The organism is Paenibacillus polymyxa M1, assembly GCF_000237325.1.
GTDB classification, from domain to species: domain Bacteria; phylum Bacillota; class Bacilli; order Paenibacillales; family Paenibacillaceae; genus Paenibacillus; species Paenibacillus polymyxa_C.
This window is the reverse complement of sequence record NC_017542.1, coordinates 5539761-5557577: the sequence shown is the minus strand read 5'-3', so window position 1 is coordinate 5557577 and position 17817 is coordinate 5539761. Positions and strand designations below refer to the sequence as shown.

Genomic DNA, 17817 nt, shown 5'->3' with positions numbered 1-17817 from the left:
TTTTCAGAATGACTGTGCTAACATACCCTTTGATCATTAAATATTCTATGAAGAAAGGTGAATGAATGACAACCAGAGCACTAAAAAATGGTTCGGTATTGTCCGAAGCCAAGGAACTGAATTTGTTCCGTTTGACATGGCCTATTTTCCTTGAATTGTTCCTGTTTATGCTAATGGGAAGCGTCGATACATTCATGCTCAGTTCTGTATCTGATAATGCAGTGTCGGGTGTGGGCGCGTCCAATCAAATTATTTCAATCGCTATCCTTGTACTGGAGGTTATCGGCAACGGCGCTGCTATCGTCGTAGCTCAATATATCGGTTCTAAGAAACTTGTCGAAGCGGCCCAGGTGACGGGTACGGCCATTACTCTGAATTTAATGGTAGGTCTTTTGCTAAGCGTGATTTTTCTTGTGTTTGGTACTCATATGTTGCAATGGCTAAATGTCCAGGGGGATATTCTGACTTACGCAGAATCCTATATGAGTATTGTCGGGGGGGCCATTTTCCTTCAGGCATTGATTAACTCGCTGGCGGCGACCATTCGTACGCATGGTTTTACCAAAGAAACGATGTATGTATCGGTTTTTATGAACGTGATCCACGTGGTCGGCAACTATGTTTTAATTTTGGGGCATTGGGGAATGCCTGCACTCGGTGTAGAAGGTGCTGCTATTTCTACAGTAGGTAGCCGCTTTATTTGTCTCTTGATCTTCTTCTGGCTGATGTACCGGGTAACTGAGGTCCGTGTCGAGTGGAAATATTACGTCCATTTATCCAGAAAATTCATCACAAAAATATTGCGTATTGGTGTACCATCCGCGCTGGAGTCCATCATGTATCAGTCGTGTCAGCTCATATTTACACTGTATGTGACTTATCTGGGCGCTGAAGCGATGGCGACACGTCAATATGCCAATAATATTTCGAGCTATATTTATTTGTTCAGTATGGCAGTTGGTATGGGAACGGCTATTGTAGTGGGAAGGCTCGTGGGAGCCAGGGAGAAGGATACGGCTTATAAACGTGTATTGAGCAGTGTGAAATGGGCGCTGCTCGTGACTGTGATCATTGATGCAGTGGTTATCTTTTTCCGTGTACCCTTACTCGGTTTGTTTACGGAAAACCCTGAAATTATTCGTTTGGGTGCGCAGGTTATTTTACTTAGCATTCTGCTGGAAACTGGCCGGACGACAAATATCGTCATTATTAACTCGTTGCGTGCTGCTGGAGATGCCAAGTTCCCAGTCTTTATGGGTCTGATCTCCATGGTCTGCATGAGCTTGCCGCTGGGTTATCTGCTGGTATTCAAGCTGGATATGGGACTCGCTGGTGTGTGGCTGGCGATTGCTGCTGATGAATGGACTCGTGCTGTCATCATGTATGCCCGCTGGAGAAGCCGGTTATGGGAAAGGCATTCGCTGGTCGAGCACGATACACCGGATCAACCTGCTACGCCTGTTCCGGCACACTAATCCAAGTAGTCATTCGGGTTAACTGGAACCTAGCTTTTCGATAGAGTTGTATACGTGGAGGTAGTTCAAGAGAACATCTTGAACTACCTCTTTTTACTGCGTAGAGAGGAAATAGCAGAGGACCAAAAATTGTATATGAAAATGGAGTTGGCGAAGTGGCACCACAGGTAAGTTTTAAGCTCAGAATATATCATAATGGCATTCATAAATAGAAGTATGGTAAATTTACTAAAAGAAAGATATACTTTTGTTGCACTAACGCAGTACATGAAAGACAAGGAGTGTACCGATGAAGAAGCCGACGATTGAAGATGTTGCCCAGAAGGCGGGAGTGTCTAAAAGCACGGTCTCGCAATTTCTGAACAAACGATATAAATATATGAGCGACCAAACCAAGGACCGGATCGCCGAGGTTATTCAAGAGCTGAACTATCAGCCTAACGGGCTGGCCCGCAGCTTGAAGCAAAACCGGACGTTTATGGTGGGAGTTATTGTAGCCAACATTGATTATACGCTGTCGATTCAGTCTATCCGTGCGATTGAGGAGGAATTACAGCGCTTTGGCATTCAGGTGATCATTTGCAACGCCGATGAAAACCCTGACAAGGAAAGTCAGTATATTGAGATGCTCAAGGCCCGCCAAGTGGACGGCTTAATCATCTTCCCGACAGGAAAGCATGCGGACATTTACAACCAGCTCATTCGGGAAAAATATCCATTGGTGTTTTTGGACCGCCTGGTGGACGGTGTCAATACACGCAGCCTGCTGCTGGATAACGAAATGGCGATTAAGCTGGCGATTCAGGAACTTGTGGCTCACAAGCATGAACGAATTGCGTTGATTACCTTGCCCCTTGGCTTGAATCGGATTACTCCACGAGTGGAGCGGCTCAGCGGATATAAGAAGGCGCTGGAGGAGCATGGCTTGCCATTTCGTGAAGAGTATATGCACAGTGTGCCGAGAGAAGAAATCCAGCAGACACTGAAGGAACTGTTCCAACTGCCGGAGCCGCCGACTGCACTGTTGGCCGGGAATGATATCGTGTTGGCTGAGGCGTTGAAGTATGTGAATGCCCGCCGTATACGTATTCCGGCAGAATTGTCCATTATCGGGATTGACGATGCGGAGTTTGCCCATATTTACAATCCGCCCATTACGACCATTACACAACCGATTGCGGATATGGGGAAGCAGGCGGCAAAAACGCTGCTGTCCAGCATTGAGGAAGGCGGCGAGTCGGTTCCGATTATTTACCGATTTGTGCCGGATATCAATCGAGGGGAATCCGTCAAAACGCTGTAGACGAGTATATGTCATATATATAAAAATAGCCCGTATTCCTTTGTACGACCTAAGTATGCGTATGCTGCTCAGATCGTACAAATGCGAATACGGGCTATTGGAAGTTAAGGCTGACTTAGGATTCGGCCTTGTTGAGCTTGCGCTCATAGCGGTGAAGGTTATGCGGGGAATGAACCCAAACTAATTGGTGCTGGCGCTGAGCAAAAAAGATTCCAATTCGGCTCGCGTCGGATAGCCGTCCATGTCTCCGGCTGACATGACAGCCAGCGCACCAAGTGCATTACCGCGCTTGACTGCTTCAGCCAGGGGTAATCCTTCCAGCAGTGCGCTGATAACACCTGCGGCAAAGCCGTCACCTGCGCCGACGGTATCCACGACATGATCTACGCGGAAACGCTTGACATATCCCTCTGCATCTGCGGATTTGTAATAGGCGCCTTCGGTTCCCAGCTTGATGATCACCAGCGAGGTGCCGCGATCGAGGTAGAACGAAGCGATATCTTCAGGCGAAGTATAGCCTGTTAGTATTTTACCTTCATGAATGCCTGGCAGCAGCCAGTCGCAACCCTCGGATGCTTCGTTAATCGCCTCCACCATCGTTTGTGTGTCAGGCCATAACTTGGGTCTGAGGTTGGGATCGAAGGATACGGTTTTGCCTGCCTTTTTCATAAACTGCTTCGCATGTCGGGCGAAGTCGCGGCATTCAGGGGAAAGTGCGACAGAAATACCTGTAAAGTGCAGGTGGCGAGCCCCGGCAAAGTAAGCCTCGTTAAAATCAGCAATGCTCAGTGTGGAAGCGGCGGAATGCCTGCGAAAATATTCGACCTCAGGATCGCCGCTGGTAACTTTGGATTTAATCAGCATCCCGGTAGAGTGGTCTTTGGTAAACATGACATTTTGGGTGTCAATCTTCTCTTGACGCAGTGCATCGGCAATGAACTTGCCGAACGTATCCTCGCCAAGTTTGGTCACGAGTCCGGCTCGTAGTCCCAAACGCGACAAACCGGCCGAAACATTCGTCTCCGCTCCGGCCAGCGCTTTGGTGAATGAACGCACCTCATCCAGAGAGCCTGCTTCATTGGCGTAAAACATGGCCATGGGTTCTCCGAAGGTAACAGCATCCAATGTTGCGGTCATTTGAATTCCTCCTTATGTTTAGTAAACTAAATCTGTAAGCGTATGCACCACTTGAATAAAATGAAATTATCACATAAATCGGTTTTTCACAATGAGTAAGTTGATATATTTGCTAAAAACTTTTTGGTTAAAATAGATAAAAAAATATGTTCTTGTTTATCAAAAGGTAAAAAGTATGTAAAAATTCGCGAATATTAAGGCTTTTTCTAGGAATAATGAAGTTTTGGGTTGACACCCTCTTAGATAATTATTACAATTCTAGCTAAGAAGTAGAGTTAGAAATCGCTTTTATAACAATTCCGTTGATAAAAAAGTTTATCTAAACAGGAGGAATGTTTTTATGGAAATGCGTTATTCAACTCATCCCGAACATGCCAAGCATTTTACGACTGAAGAGTTGCGTCAGCACTATCTGATCCAGGAGCTTTTTGTACCTGAGGAAGTAAAGCTGGTCTATACGCATGAAGATCGTGTCATTATCGGGGGCATTCACCCCGTGAATAAATCTGTTGCACTGGAAGGTAACGATCAAATCAAAGCGGAAACTTTCCTGGAGCGCCGTGAACTGGGTGTCTTTAATGTCGGCGGCAGTGGTACGGTCAAGGTGGATGGTGAAACTTACGAGCTGGCCACAAAAGACTGTCTTTACGTAGGTAAAGGTGCCAAGGAGTTGATCTTTGAAAGCGATTCCAGCGAAAAACCTGCGAAGTTCTATATCGTTTCAGCCTTGGCTCATACCACGTATCCGACGACGAAGCAGTCTTTTGCCGATGTTCCGTCTGAAAGTTTGGGTTCGCAGGAAACAGCCAATAACCGCACGTTACGTCGCTTTATCCATGATGAAGGCATTCAAAGCTGCCAGCTGGTTATGGGTATGACCACATTAGAGAACGGCAGTGTGTGGAACTCTATGCCAACACATGTTCATGACCGTCGCATGGAAGTGTATTTCTACTTTGAGCTGGATGAGAACGCCAGAATGTTCCACCTGATGGGTGAGCCGAACGAAACGCGCCATCTGGTCATGAAAAATGATGAAGCCGTTATTTCCCCACCTTGGTCTATCCACTGCGGTGCGGCTACGGGTAGCTATACCTTCATTTGGGGCATGGCCGGTGAAAATAAAACATACAAGGACATGGATCAGGTAGCCATGAGCGAGCTGCGTTAATCCGGTCATTGCATTGGAGCGTAGACCTGCAAGCGGCTGAGGAACCATGGTCATCCCATTCGTGGAAAGGATCAGGAACATGACGAAAAAGAAAGTTTTGGAACATATCACTTCGGTTGGTGTTGTCGCAGTCATTCGGGGAAACACAGCGGAGGAAGCGTATCAAATGTCCAAAGCCTGTATTGAAGGCGGCTTGGATAATATTGAGCTTACGTTTACCACACCGGATGCGGATCAGGTCATTCGAAGATTGAGAGACGAATTTAAGGACCGGGCCGTTATTGGTGCAGGAACTGTACTGGAGTCACTGACGGCGAGAATTGCTATTCTGGCCGGAGCAGAATTTGTTGTGAGTCCTTCTTTTGAAGAAGAAACAGCGAAGCTATGCAATTTGTACGCGATTCCTTATATGCCTGGCTGTATGACGCTGAATGAGATCAAGGAAGCCATGAAATTGGGCAGTGATGTCGTGAAGTTGTTCCCGGGCAATACGATGGGGGCGGACTTTGTTAAGGCCGTGAGAGGACCAATGCCTCACGTGCAGATTATGCCAACGGGTGGCGTTGATCTGGATAATATGGAAACCTGGCTGCGTAACGGATGTGTGGCTGTGGGAATTGGAGGCAATTTGACGGCTCCAGCCAAGGAAGGTCGCTACGACTTGATCACAGAAAATGCAGCGCGTTATGTAGCTAAATATAAAGAAGTACGTGCAGCGTTGTAGGCTTCAGAAAATATAGGTTTTTATACTAATTTGTGATGGAGGCGTAGGCATGGGTTTGGACCATTTTTCATTGGATTTTTTCAGTCTCAAAGGTAAAACGGCGATTGTAACAGGAGGCAACACTGGTTTGGGTCAAGGATACTCCGTAGCTTTGGCCAAAGCAGGCGCAAACCTGTTCATTGTAGCTAACAATGATGATTATGAAGAAACAAGACGTCTGCTGGAGCCGACGGGTGTGAAGTTTGCTTTTCACCAAGCCGACCTGACTGAAAAAGCATCCCTTAAAAAGCTTGTAGAAGAGTGCATCAAGGAATTTGGCAAAATTGATATCCTTGTCAATAATGCGGGTACGATTCGCCGCGCTCCTCTGCTGGAGTATAAAGACGAAGATTGGGACGCTGTTATGGAAATCAACCTGAATGCTGTATACCATTTGAGCCAGGAAGTGGCGAAGATAATGGTAGAGCAAAAAAGCGGGAAGATTATCAATGTCGCTTCTATGCTTGCTTTCCAGGGCGGCAAGTTCGTTCCGCCGTATACAGCAAGCAAGCATGCAGTAGCTGGCTTGACCAAGGCATTCGCAAACGAGCTGGCGGTTCATAACATTCAGATTAACGCGATTGCTCCTGGTTACATTGCTACGGCGAATACCGCTCCAATTCGTGCGGATGAAAACCGCAATCAAGAAATCTTGTCGCGTATTCCTGCGGGTCGTTGGGGCGATCCGTCTGATCTGATGGGGGTTGTTGTTTTCCTCGCCAGTCAGGGTTCGGACTACATGAACGGTCATATCTTGGCGGTGGATGGCGGCTGGCTGGTACGTTAAGCAGCGCTGACCACATATAAGTCATGAACTGAAAGCTGCCTCAAAAGGAATTCGTCCTTTCAGGCAGCTTTTTTGCATGATGAAGCGTTAAGCTGAACATGAAGATTTGGGATGCTATGTCGATTCCGTCCTATGCATATGGCACGAATGCCTTTATAATTTAATGAGATAAAAAATTGCCTAGGCTCCAGCCGTTACACTTGGTTGGAGCCTTTGAGCATAATACAGAATGGATTGGAGAATGGAGAGATGAGTTCACAGCAACACCAACGAGCTTTGGTATACAAATCTTTGTGGCATGCCGGTCCTTGGCTGCTAGCCGTAGGGATCATCCTGGTAGGTGCCAATCTGCGCGCCTCGATTACTTCGGTAGGACCTCTTATCGGTTTGATTAAGGATTCTTTGCATATTTCGAATACACTAAGTGGTCTGTTAACGACATTGCCGCTGCTTGCTTTTGCGCTGTTGTCGCCTTTTGTAGCCCAATTGTCGCGCCGCTTCGGGTCGCCGCTTGTTATTTTTGCAGCCTTGCTGCTGTTGACCGCAGGTATTGTGGTGCGCTCGACGTTGGGGGTGACTGCATTATTTGTCGGGACTGCGATGCTGGGACTGGCTATTGCTGTGTGCAATGTTTTGCTGCCCAGCTTGATCAAAGAAGAGTTCCCTCGCAATAGCGGACTGATGACCGGCGTATATTCTGTATCCATGAATGTGGTCGCTGCAACAGCATCCGGTCTGAGTATACCGCTGGCTCTGAATGGAGGAATGGGCTGGCGTGGTGCTTTAGGGATCTGGGCGATTATTGGCGTCGTAGGTATTTTACTCTGGGTGCCCCAGCTTCTTAAGGTGCGCCGAACAGCTAATCAAGCGGTAGTATCCGCCCGAACGGTGAATGTGTATAAATCGTCTTTGGCATGGAAGGTGACGCTGTTCATGGGGCTGCAATCTGCCCTCTTCTATGTTCCTGCTGCCTGGTTTCCCGAAATGATGAGCGGACAGGGAATGGATTCAGAGACTGCGGGATGGATGCTGTCTGTGCTGCAATTTTCACAAATGCCATTTACTTTTATTGTTCCTATTTGGGCGGCGCGAGTGAAGGATCAGCGGCTATTGGTTCTGATTATGGCAGTGCTCTATTTTATCGGTCTGGGTGGATTTCTGCTCGGGGCTACACAGTGGAGTGTAGTTTGGGTTATTTGTATTGGAATAGCAGGTGGTTTTGCTTTCCCGCTAGTCATGATGTTCTTTAATTTGCGGACCCGGACACCGCAGCAGGCCGCAGAACTGTCAGGTATGGCGCAATCCTTTGGTTATTTGCTGGCAGCGACAGGACCGACACTATTCGGTTATTTGCATGATGCGACACAGGGCTGGACAATTCCGCTGCTTTTACTCTTGTGCCTGAGTGTGCTGCTTATGTTTATAGGCCTGGGTGCAGCCAAGAAACGATATGTCGGAGGCGAGGTGGATGATCAGGCTGCAATTTGATGCAGATGGCTATAGCGTGGTCTATAATGCAGATCGTGTTATGTTGTTGGCTAAAGAGTTTGCGTTGCTGCGCTTCCTATATGATAACCGGAATCAGGTGTTCACCCGGGAACAACTGCTGGATTGTGTGTGGCCGTTGGAATATCCAGTGGAGCGTACCGTGGATGATCATATCTACAGATTGCGCAAAAAACTTAAGGCATGGACTGGGCTTCGTATTCATACGGTCAGAGGGTATGGCTACAGCTTGACCTTGACTGACGTGCAGCAACAGAACCATCCGTCCTTGCACGATCAGGAGGTGCAAGACGCCGTACATGGACTATTCCGCAAATACCAGCTGTTGGGACAGGGAAATTCCATCGTAGCACTGGCTGCCCAGCAGGAGCAGATGGGTTTTCAAATGTCCTCCTTTTATCAAATGTATACCCGTTTTGTACAGGCAGATGTGGCTTGGTTCTTGAAGCAGGAGGATTTTGCACCCGCGGACCGTTTGTATTGGATGCTGCTGCTATATACGGGCACAGCAGGGGTAACGGATGAGGGGCTTGCTCTATGTGAGCGTGCGCTTGTCAGTGGATTGCTGTCCAGTGACCAAGAGCGCGAATTACGCATCCTCAATATCCTGGAGGCTTATGTGGAAAATGGACAACCTGAACGCGCACAGGAAGGTCTACCACTGACCTTAATGGTCATGGAGCGGGATGATCTCGATAAATTTGTGATGCCGGTTGCGCTCATGGAGATGTACATGCATCTGGTTGCCAATCACATGGAAAAGGCTGCTGAACTTTCTGATCGTCTGGAAGGCATGCTGTCGAAAGCTCCGTATTTGCGTGAACTGGGTCGTTATCGCATGATGCGCGGACTTATGCTGCTGCGTACTGGAGATGTGGACAACGCCGAGCGGCTCATGGATGAGGGGCTAGTTACCCTTGATATGGCGAAACAGGAACTGCTAAAAATCAAGGCGGTTTGCCAAATTCGCGGTTTTTTGAAGCTCTGTGGCTCTTATCCCATGTTGGAAGAGAAATACGCGGCTCAATATAATCGGCTTGATCGGGACAATAATTTAACATTGCATCGTCCGGCGCTAAGACGCTGGCTGGAGCAGATCCTTTCTGGGGCCTGACTTTTTTTAGCTGTCTGATTTTCCTCTGATATAGGCCCGCTAGAATGTTCTTATTGCTAAAGAAGCAGAAAATGAGAGCAGGGTGAGTAGAAATGAAGGAAAATAAAGAATTGCAATCCACGCTCAGCATTTGGCGTAACGGTCGTTTTCGGCGGATGTTTGCGGCCCATACGGCTGCTTCCTTTGGCGATTGGTTTGATGCTATCGCCATTCAGGTGCTTGTTGCTTACCGCTGGGAAGCCGATCCCATGCTGATTGCGCTGATTCCGGTAGTCATGGCACTACCGGGTCTACTGCTCGGTTCCATTGCAGGCACGTTAGCCGATCGGGTGCATAAGGCCCGACTGATGATCATCTGCGATGCAGCTATCGCCTTATTGACGCTGGCGATTCTCGCCGTCCCAGGTCCGGCGTGGCTGTTGCCTTTGCTTGGTTTGCGCGCGGCGGCTGGCGTATTCCAAATGCCTTCACAGCAAGGCTTGACCCGTACAGTAGTCGCCAGTGGCGACCTGTTCCGTGCAACCTCGCTGAACGGACTGGTCAATCAGGCCTCCAAAGTCGCGGGGCCCTTGCTGGGCGCCATGACCTTGGCTGTGCTGTCCCCGCAAGCATGCATTATCCTGAATGCACTGCTGCGCCTCTGCTCTGGCCTGCTGCTCTGGCCGCTGCGTGGCATCGGCCCGACGCTGGCTGCCACAGACCAGCAAGCGGTTGCTGGTGCTGACGCGCAGCTAAGGAAGTCGGCATCGCTTACACCGGATGAGGCAGATGATGCCAAGATGCAGGGAGGGCCTGCTCACGCATCCCGTTTTTTCAGCCAGTGGCGGGAGGGCTGGGCGTTCCTCTGGCGCAGTCGAATGCTTTTGCATACGCTCATATTCGGCCTGTTCGGTTTGATCGCCATTCTTATGATCGACTACCAGTTCCCTACATTGCTGCGAGTGCTCGCTCCGGGCAACGAATCGCTGCTCGGTTGGCTGGTTTCAGCTATAGGTGCTGGCGCCGTCGGCTGCATGCTTGTGCTTAATCGCTTGAATCGTATAAGCGCAGGCTGGGGGCTCGGTGGAGGGTATGTGCTGGTTGGCGGAGCTATTGCCGCTTTGGGTTGGGCGCAACCCGGGACAGGACTCCCTGTTCTGCTTACGATCGGGGCCATGTTAGGTGTGGGGAACGGCCTGTACATTATCACCCAGAATTACATATTACAAGCCAAAACCCCTGCTGATATGGTGGGGCGTGTCTTTGGTATCCAAAGTACCGTGATTGGAGCGATCATGGTCATTTCGCCGCTTGCTGGGGGAGTATTGATCCGAATAGCAGGGGCGGGGACGGCTTTTGTCTGGATCGGGATGACTGTAGGAATCCTAGGTTTGGCAGGACTACTGCTTCAATCCGTAATTTGGCGCGAGTCTCTCGCTAATCCTACCCCTTCTACTGAACAAAATGTTGATCTAGCGTAATCGTTTGCTTCCATTCTAGCAATTTATATTTTTAGCATAGGAGAGATCATGTTGACTCAAAATTCTTCATCTACAACGCCAGTGGCACGACTACTTGAAGGCTCGCGGGTGTACTTGCGCCCCATTAACGTGGAGGACACCGAGCAATACTATAATACATTGTTCCATCAGGAAGTGCGGAGGCTGACGGGCACACAGCGAAGCTTTACCAAAGAGCAAATTGCCCGTTACATTGAAGGTAAAGGGCAGGATGCCTCAAGCTTGCTGCTTCTCATTGCACTTCAGGAGGATGATCGTGTCATCGGCGATATTGCATTACAGGATATGGATAGTCTGAATCGCAGCGCCAACATCCGTATTGCGATCAATGAGCAGGGGGATCAAGGCAAAGGCTACGGCACCGAAGCGCTTGTGTTAATGCTGGACTATGGGTTCGGCATTTGTAACCTGCATCGGATTGAGCTGAATGTATTTGATTTTAATGAAAAGGCCATCCGCTGCTATGAAAAAGTAGGCTTTAAGCGTGAAGGTGTGCAGCGGGATGCTTTATTTTACAATCACCAATACCACGATTCGATTTTGATGAGTATGCTGCAGCATGAATATCGCAACAGATATGTGAAACAAGCAGAAAATTGATTCAATACGTTTACACGGGTTTGCAAAAGAGATATAATTAAAAGATAAAGTTAGTTGTTTGCGCAAGGATAACCGACAACATCAAATGAATATATGAATTACCGGAGGAGCCTGTCACCAAGGCTCCTTTATGTCTTTTTAGGGGAACCTGTGCTGTATTCGGGTTTCCCTTTTTATTTTGCGAGTTGTTGGTCTCTTTAAGGTCAGACACATATTTTGGACGATTGTTCTGCATTTTATGATTATCCGTTTTCTTTAATGTTGTAGATGATGCGCAAATGAGGTCAAGGATTAAATAAAAGGAGGTTATTAACCTATGCAATTTATATTGTATCTTCTGTTGATTCTGTTGTTTACAAAAGTAGCCGGTCATCTATCGGTTAAGCTCGGTCAACCAGCGGTATTGGGGAAGCTGATCGCTGGTATCGTACTGGGCCCGGCAGTTTTGGGATGGGTGCAAAATGATTCGCTGATTCATGATATGTCTGAAATCGGCGTGTTGCTGTTGATGTTCATTGCCGGGCTGGAGACGGATCTGGATCAGCTTCGGCGCAACTGGAAGCCTGCGGTAGCAGTGGCGGTCGGGGGGATTATTTTGCCGTTGCTCTGTGGTTTTGCAGTCGGTGAAGCCTTTGGATTTTCAGTACATGAAGGATGGTTTTTGGGGATTGTCTTGAGCGCTACTTCCGTAAGCATTACAGTGCAGGTGCTCAAGGATATGAACAAGCTGAATACTCGAGAAGGCTCGACCATTTTAGGTGCAGCCGTACTGGATGATGTGCTTGTCGTAGTGCTGCTTGCGGTAGTGATGAGTATATTCGGCATGGGTGGGCAAACCTCGCTGGGACTTCTTGTTGGCAAGAAGCTGATCTTCTTCGTGGGGGCTATTCTGGGTGGCTGGTTCGTTGTTCCATGGATTATGAAAATACTTGCCCCCCTCAAAGTGACAGAAGCTGTGATTACTGCTGCTATGGTTATTTGCTTCGGTTTTGCATATTTTGCAGATTTGATGGGTATGGCGGGTATTATCGGAGCTTTTGCTGCCGGGATTGCCATTTCGCAAACAAGTTTTAAGCATGTCGTAGAAGAAAAGGTAGAGCCCATCGCTTATTCCATCTTTGTTCCTGTATTTTTTGTCAGCATTGGCTTAAATGTATCTTTTGAGGGAGTGGGGCAGCAGCTTGGGTTTGTTGTTGTTTTGACACTGATAGCGCTGGTGACGAAGTTAGTCGGAGGAGGCATCGGCGCGCGGCTGACAGGTTTTAATACCCGTTCCTCGCTTGCGATTGGTTCTGGCATGATATCTCGTGGCGAAGTTGCACTTATTATCGCAGCCACCGGGTTGCAAACGGGTCTGCTGGCACAGCAGTATTTTACCTCAGTTATCATTGCCGTTATTTTGACGACGTTGGCTGCACCTCCAATTCTTAAGCTATGTTTTAGTGATCGCAAGACTGTAAGCCAGATTGAGAAGTAAGAGGTTGGACTGACTAGACATACAATAAGACCCTTCTGGTTCATTTTCCAAGCAGGATGGAAAGTGACCGAAGGGTCTTTTTATGTTGGAATGTTCGGTTCAGCTGCAGAATTAGGACTCGGATACGACAGTGAAGCGTTGATTCAGATGTTGTGGTTTTTCAATTTCGTCTACTACGGCAACAGCATAATCCTCATAGCTGACATAGCTTGCACCTTTGGAATTAACCAGCAGGGTGTCTTTGCCCACTTGGTAAGAGCCTGTACGTTTGCCGAGAGCAAATTCTGCAGAAGGACTAATGAAAGTCCAGTTTAGGTCACTGGTACCGCGTAGAATTTCAAGGTTTTTCCCTTGATTATGAGCTGTTGGATATACAAAATCAGGGAAGTCAGGAGTATCCTTTACCAAGAGTGTCTGGGATTCATCCGTAAACAAGCTGCCTGCACCACCTACAACAATCAGGCGAGTACCGGATACATGGCGGAGAGCCTCAATCAGTACATTACCTGCATCTACATGCAGATGCTCTTGTCCAAACGGAGCGGCAAAAGCATTAACAACGACGTCAAAACCTTTCAGATCATCTGTTTTCAGGTCAAAAACGTCTTTTTGTACTACAGCAGCACGATTGTCCGTTACTTTAGCCGGATCACGCACGATGGCGGTTACTTCATGCCCTCTGTCTAATGCTTCTTTTACGATATTACTTCCTGCTTTACCGCCTGCACCAATAACTGCAATTTTCATAATAGAATAGCCTCCTAAAAAATGATTTGGATGATTTATTTGCTTGATTCATGCGTTGCATGATGTTCATACTTGAACTTTAATATGTAACTATTATAGTTACAATATAAATTAAAAGTCAAGCTCTTCTGTTGGGCAAGATAGAGTCCTCCGATTGGAAAGAGAGGAACTCGTTTAAATATAAGATGATACTGAATAAGTAAATGTAAACCATATTAAATACATGTAGACCGCAGATCAGAAAGGAAGAGTGAAACGATATGAGTAAAAAAGTACAGCTGGAGCCCGCAGCGCAAAAATTTGCAGACGATAATGCCAAGCCTCCGTTTCTGTATGATTTGGGTCCTGAAAAAGGACGTGAAACGGTCAATGAAGTTCAATCCGGTCCAGCAGATAAACCTGCCGCAGACCTGGAGGACCTGTCGATTCCAGGTGGCCCTGGCGGTGAGGTGAAGGTCAAAATTGTTCGTCCACAACAGGTGACAGGCGATCTCCCGGTCATTGTATATATCCACGGGGCAGGCTGGGTATTCGGTAATGCTCATACGCATGACCGTCTGATTCGTGAACTGGCGGTAGGCTCACAGGCAGCCGTTGTATTCCCGGAATACAGCTTGTCGCCTGAAGCCAAATATCCGACGGCGATTGAGGAAATTTACGCGGTCGTTCAATGGGTGGCACAGCATGGGCGCGAGCATGGGCTGAAGCCCGATACGCTGACGATCGCCGGAGATAGTGTCGGTGGTAACATGACTGCAGCTGTAACTCTGCTGGCCAAAGAACGCAGTGGTCCTACCATTCGGCAGCAGTTGCTGTTCTATCCAGTGACGGACGCTTCTTTTGATACGGAGTCGTACCATGAGTTCGCCACAGGATATTTCCTGAGCCGCGAAGGGATGCAGTGGTTCTGGGATCAATATACGACAGATCCTAACGAGCGAGCGCAGATCACGGCGTCTCCGTTACGTGCTACCACTGACCAGCTCAAAGGGCTACCACGTGCGCTGGTTATTACAGGCGAGGCCGATGTGTTGCGTGATGAAGGGGAGGCCTATGCGAACAAGTTGCGTGAAGCTGGGGTAGATGTAACCGCTGCGCGCTTTCAGGGCATCATACACGACTTCGTGATGCTGAACCCATTGTCGGAAACCGCGGCCAAGCGCGGTGCAATAATGCTGGCTACCTCGTGGCTGCGCCAAGGGTTTGAGGGCTAGTTTTATAGACGAGTGAAGGAATACACAGTTAGTATGTAAAGAAGCACCTCCCAGCTCATGGCTGGGAGGCTTCTTTTGGTTCTGTTTATATCATTCTATTTGCGTTTACCATATAGTGGTTTTCTAGTCTTGCCTAGTTTACCTACTTTTCCAGGTGATTTTATAAAGCTGAACTTCCCTAATTTAAAATTGGTTTTTCTTTTTTTCGCTACTAGAGTACGTCTTGACTTAGATGCACCTTGGGTACTATCTACAAGGTTTAGTGTGTAGTTTTCGAAATTGCCAACATTGATCTCATCGAACCCCACATTTCTACAGCCCTGGCCTTGACAACCTGCTATCCAGCATCTTGTGAAAGCCTCTCTAGGAACATCTGTGTAGAAATCACCACCCCACCAATTACCGAAACTGTCATGTCCGTAGACATAAAACGTTTGGTTTGCGGCTGACCCAGCTACAAGAAATGCGCGTCTACCGGGTTCTATACGGTACCAGCCTCTCTTAGCATAGGTGATAGGACTACAACCAGAATCATAGTATCCAACAGCAACTGAAATAGGGTTAGACGTACTGTTACGAACATAAAAACCCATTCTATTCACTCCATTCTTTGAAAGATTAATATCAATTTATGCGAATTTTTTGAAAAAGTAATAGATATATGGATGATCAAAAAGTACAAAAAAAGAACGCAATATCTCAATGTTTTTGTGGTAGGGAAGTAAAAGAGGTGGGAGTAGTCGAGCGCACAATTGGCATATGGGGAGTTCGCGGTTTATAAATAAGAGACCGCTTCACGTTCGTCGAACAGAGTGATAATATAAAATTTGAACGAGTTTGACCGACTTCGGCCTAAGGGGGATATCCATGCCATTTCAGGGACAACGCATTTTACCTGCAGCTAAGCACATGAAGCAGTTGGAGGATATTTTGAACAGCTCTTATGAGTATGCTGTTTTTCTGGATACGCATGTAGCGCAGTTGCGCAACCTATATCAGATGGCAAGGAGCCGCAATAAGCAGATGCTTCTGCATGCCGACCTGGTGCAAGGTTTGAAGAATGACGAATATGCCGCTGAGTATTTGTGTCAGGAAATTAAGCCATTTGGGATTATCTCGACCCGTTCCGGGGTGATTGCAACTGCTAAAAAAAAGGGGATTCTTGCTGTACAGCGAGTGTTCCTGCTGGATACGATTGCGCTGGAAAAAAGCTACGCACTGGTGGAAAAAACGCGCCCCGATTATATTGAGGTGCTGCCGGGTGTTGTGCCGCCGATGATTGCGGAGGTCAGTGAACGCACGGGTATTCCTATTTTGGCTGGCGGACTTATTCGTACCCCTGAGGATGTGGAAGCGGCGTTGGCAGCGGGAGCTGCAGCGGTTACGACCTCCAATAAACAACTGTTTGAGCACTATAAGCGATAGCCTTTTTTGAATCAAGTGGGCAACCTACATAATAATCAAGGAGATTGGAAAATGACGGAGCAGTACATTCTTGCCTTGGATCAGGGCACAACCAGTTCGCGGGCCATCTTATTTAACCGGCAGGGAAAAGTAGTGTACAAGGCACAACGGGAGTTCCCGCAGTATTTTCCCCAGCCGGGATGGGTGGAGCACAACGCGAATGAAATATGGAGCTCTATTTTGGCCGTCATCGCCTCCTGTCTGTCGGAATCAGGTGTGAAAGCCAGCCAAATTGCTGGAATTGGTATTACCAATCAACGGGAAACTGTGGTGGTGTGGGATAAACATACAGGCCTGCCGGTATATCATGCGCTGGTATGGCAGTCACGGCAAACAGCCGGGATTTGCGAGGACTTGAAAAGCCGTGGGCTTGATCAAACATTTCATAGCAAAACAGGCCTACTCATTGATCCCTACTTTTCGGGTACCAAAGTCAAATGGATACTCGACAACGTTGAAGGAGCGCGAGCCCAGGCGGAGCGTGGAGAGCTGTTGTTTGGTACAATCGATACCTGGCTGATCTGGAGACTGTCTGGCGGTAAAGCGCATGTAACGGACTATTCCAACGCTGCTCGTACGCTAATGTACAACATTTATGAGCTGAAATGGGATGAGGAGCTGCTGGATATTCTCGGCGTTCCTGCGTCTATGCTGCCGGAGGTGAGGTCATCCTCCGAAATATATGCGAATACGGTGGATTATCATTTTTTTGGACAGGAAATTCCCATTGCCGGAGCGGCGGGCGATCAGCAGGCAGCTCTGTTCGGTCAGGGATGCTTTGACAAAGGCATGATTAAAAATACATACGGTACGGGATGCTTTATGCTGATGAATACCGGAAATGAACCCTGTGAATCGAAGCATGGACTGATTACGACCATTGCATGGGGGTTGAACGGTCAGGTGAAGTATGCGTTAGAGGGCAGCATTTTTGTAGCCGGGTCTGCTATTCAGTGGCTGCGTGACGGATTGCGCATGTTCCGCGAGGCCAAAGATAGTGAAGCGTATGCAGCGCGGGTGACCTCGACGGAGGGGGTATATTTTGTCCCGGCTTTTGTAGGGCTTGGCAGCCCGTATTGGGATAGCGACGTGCGCGGCGCTACCTTTGGCTTGACACGGGGAACGTCCAAGGAGCATTTTATCCGAGCGGTACTGGAATCGCTGGCCTACCAGACCAAAGATGTTCTAACCGCCATGGCGAGCGATTCGGGTGTACCTGTGCATTCATTGCGTGTAGATGGGGGCGCAGTGATGAACGAGTTCCTGATGCAGTTCCAGAGCGATATTCTGGATCTGCCTGTGGAACGACCTGCTGTGAACGAGACAACGGCGCTAGGGGCAGCGTATTTGGCAGGGCTGGCAGTTGGATTTTGGGACAGTCTGGATGAAGTCCGGGGGTATGCTCAAAGTGATCGAACCTTTACTCCAACCATGAGTGAAGATGTGCGGGCTGAACGATATGGTGGCTGGAAAAAGGCGGTCCATGCCGCAATGTCGTTCAAGTAAAGGTCACTTTACGAGAGTAGGCAGTCATCTGACAACAGGCAGATTCTCCTTTTC

At 48.1% G+C, this 17817-nt stretch carries 16 protein-coding genes; 13 read left to right on the top strand and 3 right to left on the bottom strand.

Annotation, left to right across the window (positions count from 1 at the left end):
* The first annotated feature begins 65 nt into the window (after positions 1 to 65).
* Both PPM_RS24985 and PPM_RS24980 read left to right on the top strand, forming a co-directional pair.
* Positions 66 to 1475 carry an MATE family efflux transporter gene (locus PPM_RS24985; protein ID WP_013373619.1) on the top strand — a complete coding sequence of 470 codons (1410 nt, stop codon included), beginning with the start codon at positions 66 to 68 and terminating at the stop codon, positions 1473 to 1475.
* Between the two features lie 289 nt (positions 1476 to 1764).
* A complete protein-coding gene (locus PPM_RS24980) occupies positions 1765 to 2778 on the top strand; it encodes a LacI family DNA-binding transcriptional regulator (protein ID WP_013373617.1) in 1014 nt (337 codons plus the stop codon).
* Between the two features lie 180 nt (positions 2779 to 2958).
* On the opposite strand, the gene PPM_RS24975 is transcribed toward PPM_RS24980, so the two are convergent.
* The gene (locus tag PPM_RS24975) at positions 2959 to 3915 is read right to left on the bottom strand and encodes a sugar kinase (protein WP_013373616.1); all 957 of its coding nucleotides are present in this window, start codon (positions 3913 to 3915) and stop codon (positions 2959 to 2961) included.
* Between the two features lie 340 nt (positions 3916 to 4255).
* Here PPM_RS24975 and kduI point away from each other — a divergent pair, with 340 nt between their 5' ends.
* The 8 genes from kduI to PPM_RS24935 all read left to right on the top strand — a co-directional run bounded on the left by kduI (position 4256) and on the right by PPM_RS24935 (position 12832).
* Positions 4256 to 5086: a 5-dehydro-4-deoxy-D-glucuronate isomerase gene (gene kduI / locus PPM_RS24970; RefSeq protein ID WP_013373615.1), complete on the top strand. Its 831-nt coding sequence runs from the start codon at positions 4256 to 4258 to the stop codon at positions 5084 to 5086.
* Positions 5087 to 5165: 79 nt separating this feature from the next.
* Positions 5166 to 5810 (top strand): bifunctional 2-keto-4-hydroxyglutarate aldolase/2-keto-3-deoxy-6-phosphogluconate aldolase, encoded by a 645-nt coding sequence (locus PPM_RS24965; protein ID WP_013373614.1) that lies wholly within the window; start codon positions 5166 to 5168, stop codon positions 5808 to 5810.
* Between the two features lie 49 nt (positions 5811 to 5859).
* Positions 5860 to 6636 carry a 2-dehydro-3-deoxy-D-gluconate 5-dehydrogenase KduD gene (gene kduD, locus PPM_RS24960; protein ID WP_013373613.1) on the top strand — a complete coding sequence of 259 codons (777 nt, stop codon included), beginning with the start codon at positions 5860 to 5862 and terminating at the stop codon, positions 6634 to 6636.
* 249 nt (positions 6637 to 6885) lie between these two features.
* Positions 6886 to 8124 (top strand): CynX/NimT family MFS transporter, encoded by a 1239-nt coding sequence (locus tag PPM_RS24955; RefSeq protein WP_016324876.1) that lies wholly within the window; start codon positions 6886 to 6888, stop codon positions 8122 to 8124.
* Positions 8105 to 9256 carry a winged helix-turn-helix domain-containing protein gene (locus PPM_RS24950; protein ID WP_013373610.1) on the top strand — a complete coding sequence of 384 codons (1152 nt, stop codon included), beginning with the start codon at positions 8105 to 8107 and terminating at the stop codon, positions 9254 to 9256. Before PPM_RS24955 ends, PPM_RS24950 begins: the two co-directional genes overlap by 20 nt.
* Before the next feature lie 92 nt (positions 9257 to 9348).
* Positions 9349 to 10716 (top strand): MFS transporter, encoded by a 1368-nt coding sequence (locus PPM_RS24945; RefSeq protein ID WP_013373609.1) that lies wholly within the window; start codon positions 9349 to 9351, stop codon positions 10714 to 10716.
* A gap of 48 nt (positions 10717 to 10764) precedes the next feature.
* Positions 10765 to 11355 (top strand): GNAT family N-acetyltransferase, encoded by a 591-nt coding sequence (locus tag PPM_RS24940; protein ID WP_013373608.1) that lies wholly within the window; start codon positions 10765 to 10767, stop codon positions 11353 to 11355.
* Between the two features lie 316 nt (positions 11356 to 11671).
* On the top strand, positions 11672 to 12832 hold the full coding sequence (locus PPM_RS24935) for a cation:proton antiporter (protein WP_013373606.1): 1161 nt from the start codon (positions 11672 to 11674) through the stop codon (positions 12830 to 12832).
* Between the two features lie 111 nt (positions 12833 to 12943).
* Here PPM_RS24935 and PPM_RS24930 read toward each other — a convergent pair whose 3' ends face one another.
* Entirely contained in the window at positions 12944 to 13579 is a 636-nt protein-coding gene (locus PPM_RS24930; protein WP_013373605.1) for an NAD(P)-dependent oxidoreductase, read from the bottom strand.
* Positions 13580 to 13839: 260 nt separating this feature from the next.
* Between PPM_RS24930 and PPM_RS24925 the strand changes: the two genes are divergently transcribed.
* Positions 13840 to 14793 (top strand): alpha/beta hydrolase, encoded by a 954-nt coding sequence (locus PPM_RS24925; protein WP_013373604.1) that lies wholly within the window; start codon positions 13840 to 13842, stop codon positions 14791 to 14793.
* A gap of 95 nt (positions 14794 to 14888) precedes the next feature.
* Here the strand turns inward: PPM_RS24925 and PPM_RS24920 are convergent, their stop codons facing one another.
* Positions 14889 to 15386 carry a DUF1036 domain-containing protein gene (locus tag PPM_RS24920; protein WP_043886069.1) on the bottom strand — a complete coding sequence of 166 codons (498 nt, stop codon included), beginning with the start codon at positions 15384 to 15386 and terminating at the stop codon, positions 14889 to 14891.
* A gap of 274 nt (positions 15387 to 15660) precedes the next feature.
* Between PPM_RS24920 and PPM_RS24915 the strand changes: the two genes are divergently transcribed.
* Both PPM_RS24915 and glpK read left to right on the top strand, forming a co-directional pair.
* Entirely contained in the window at positions 15661 to 16218 is a 558-nt protein-coding gene (locus PPM_RS24915) for a glycerol-3-phosphate responsive antiterminator (RefSeq protein WP_013373603.1), read from the top strand.
* 51 nt (positions 16219 to 16269) lie between these two features.
* Complete coding sequence (glpK, locus tag PPM_RS24910; RefSeq protein ID WP_013373602.1) at positions 16270 to 17763, top strand: glycerol kinase GlpK; 1494 nt, start codon at positions 16270 to 16272, stop codon at positions 17761 to 17763.
* The last annotated feature ends 54 nt before the right edge of the window (positions 17764 to 17817 follow it).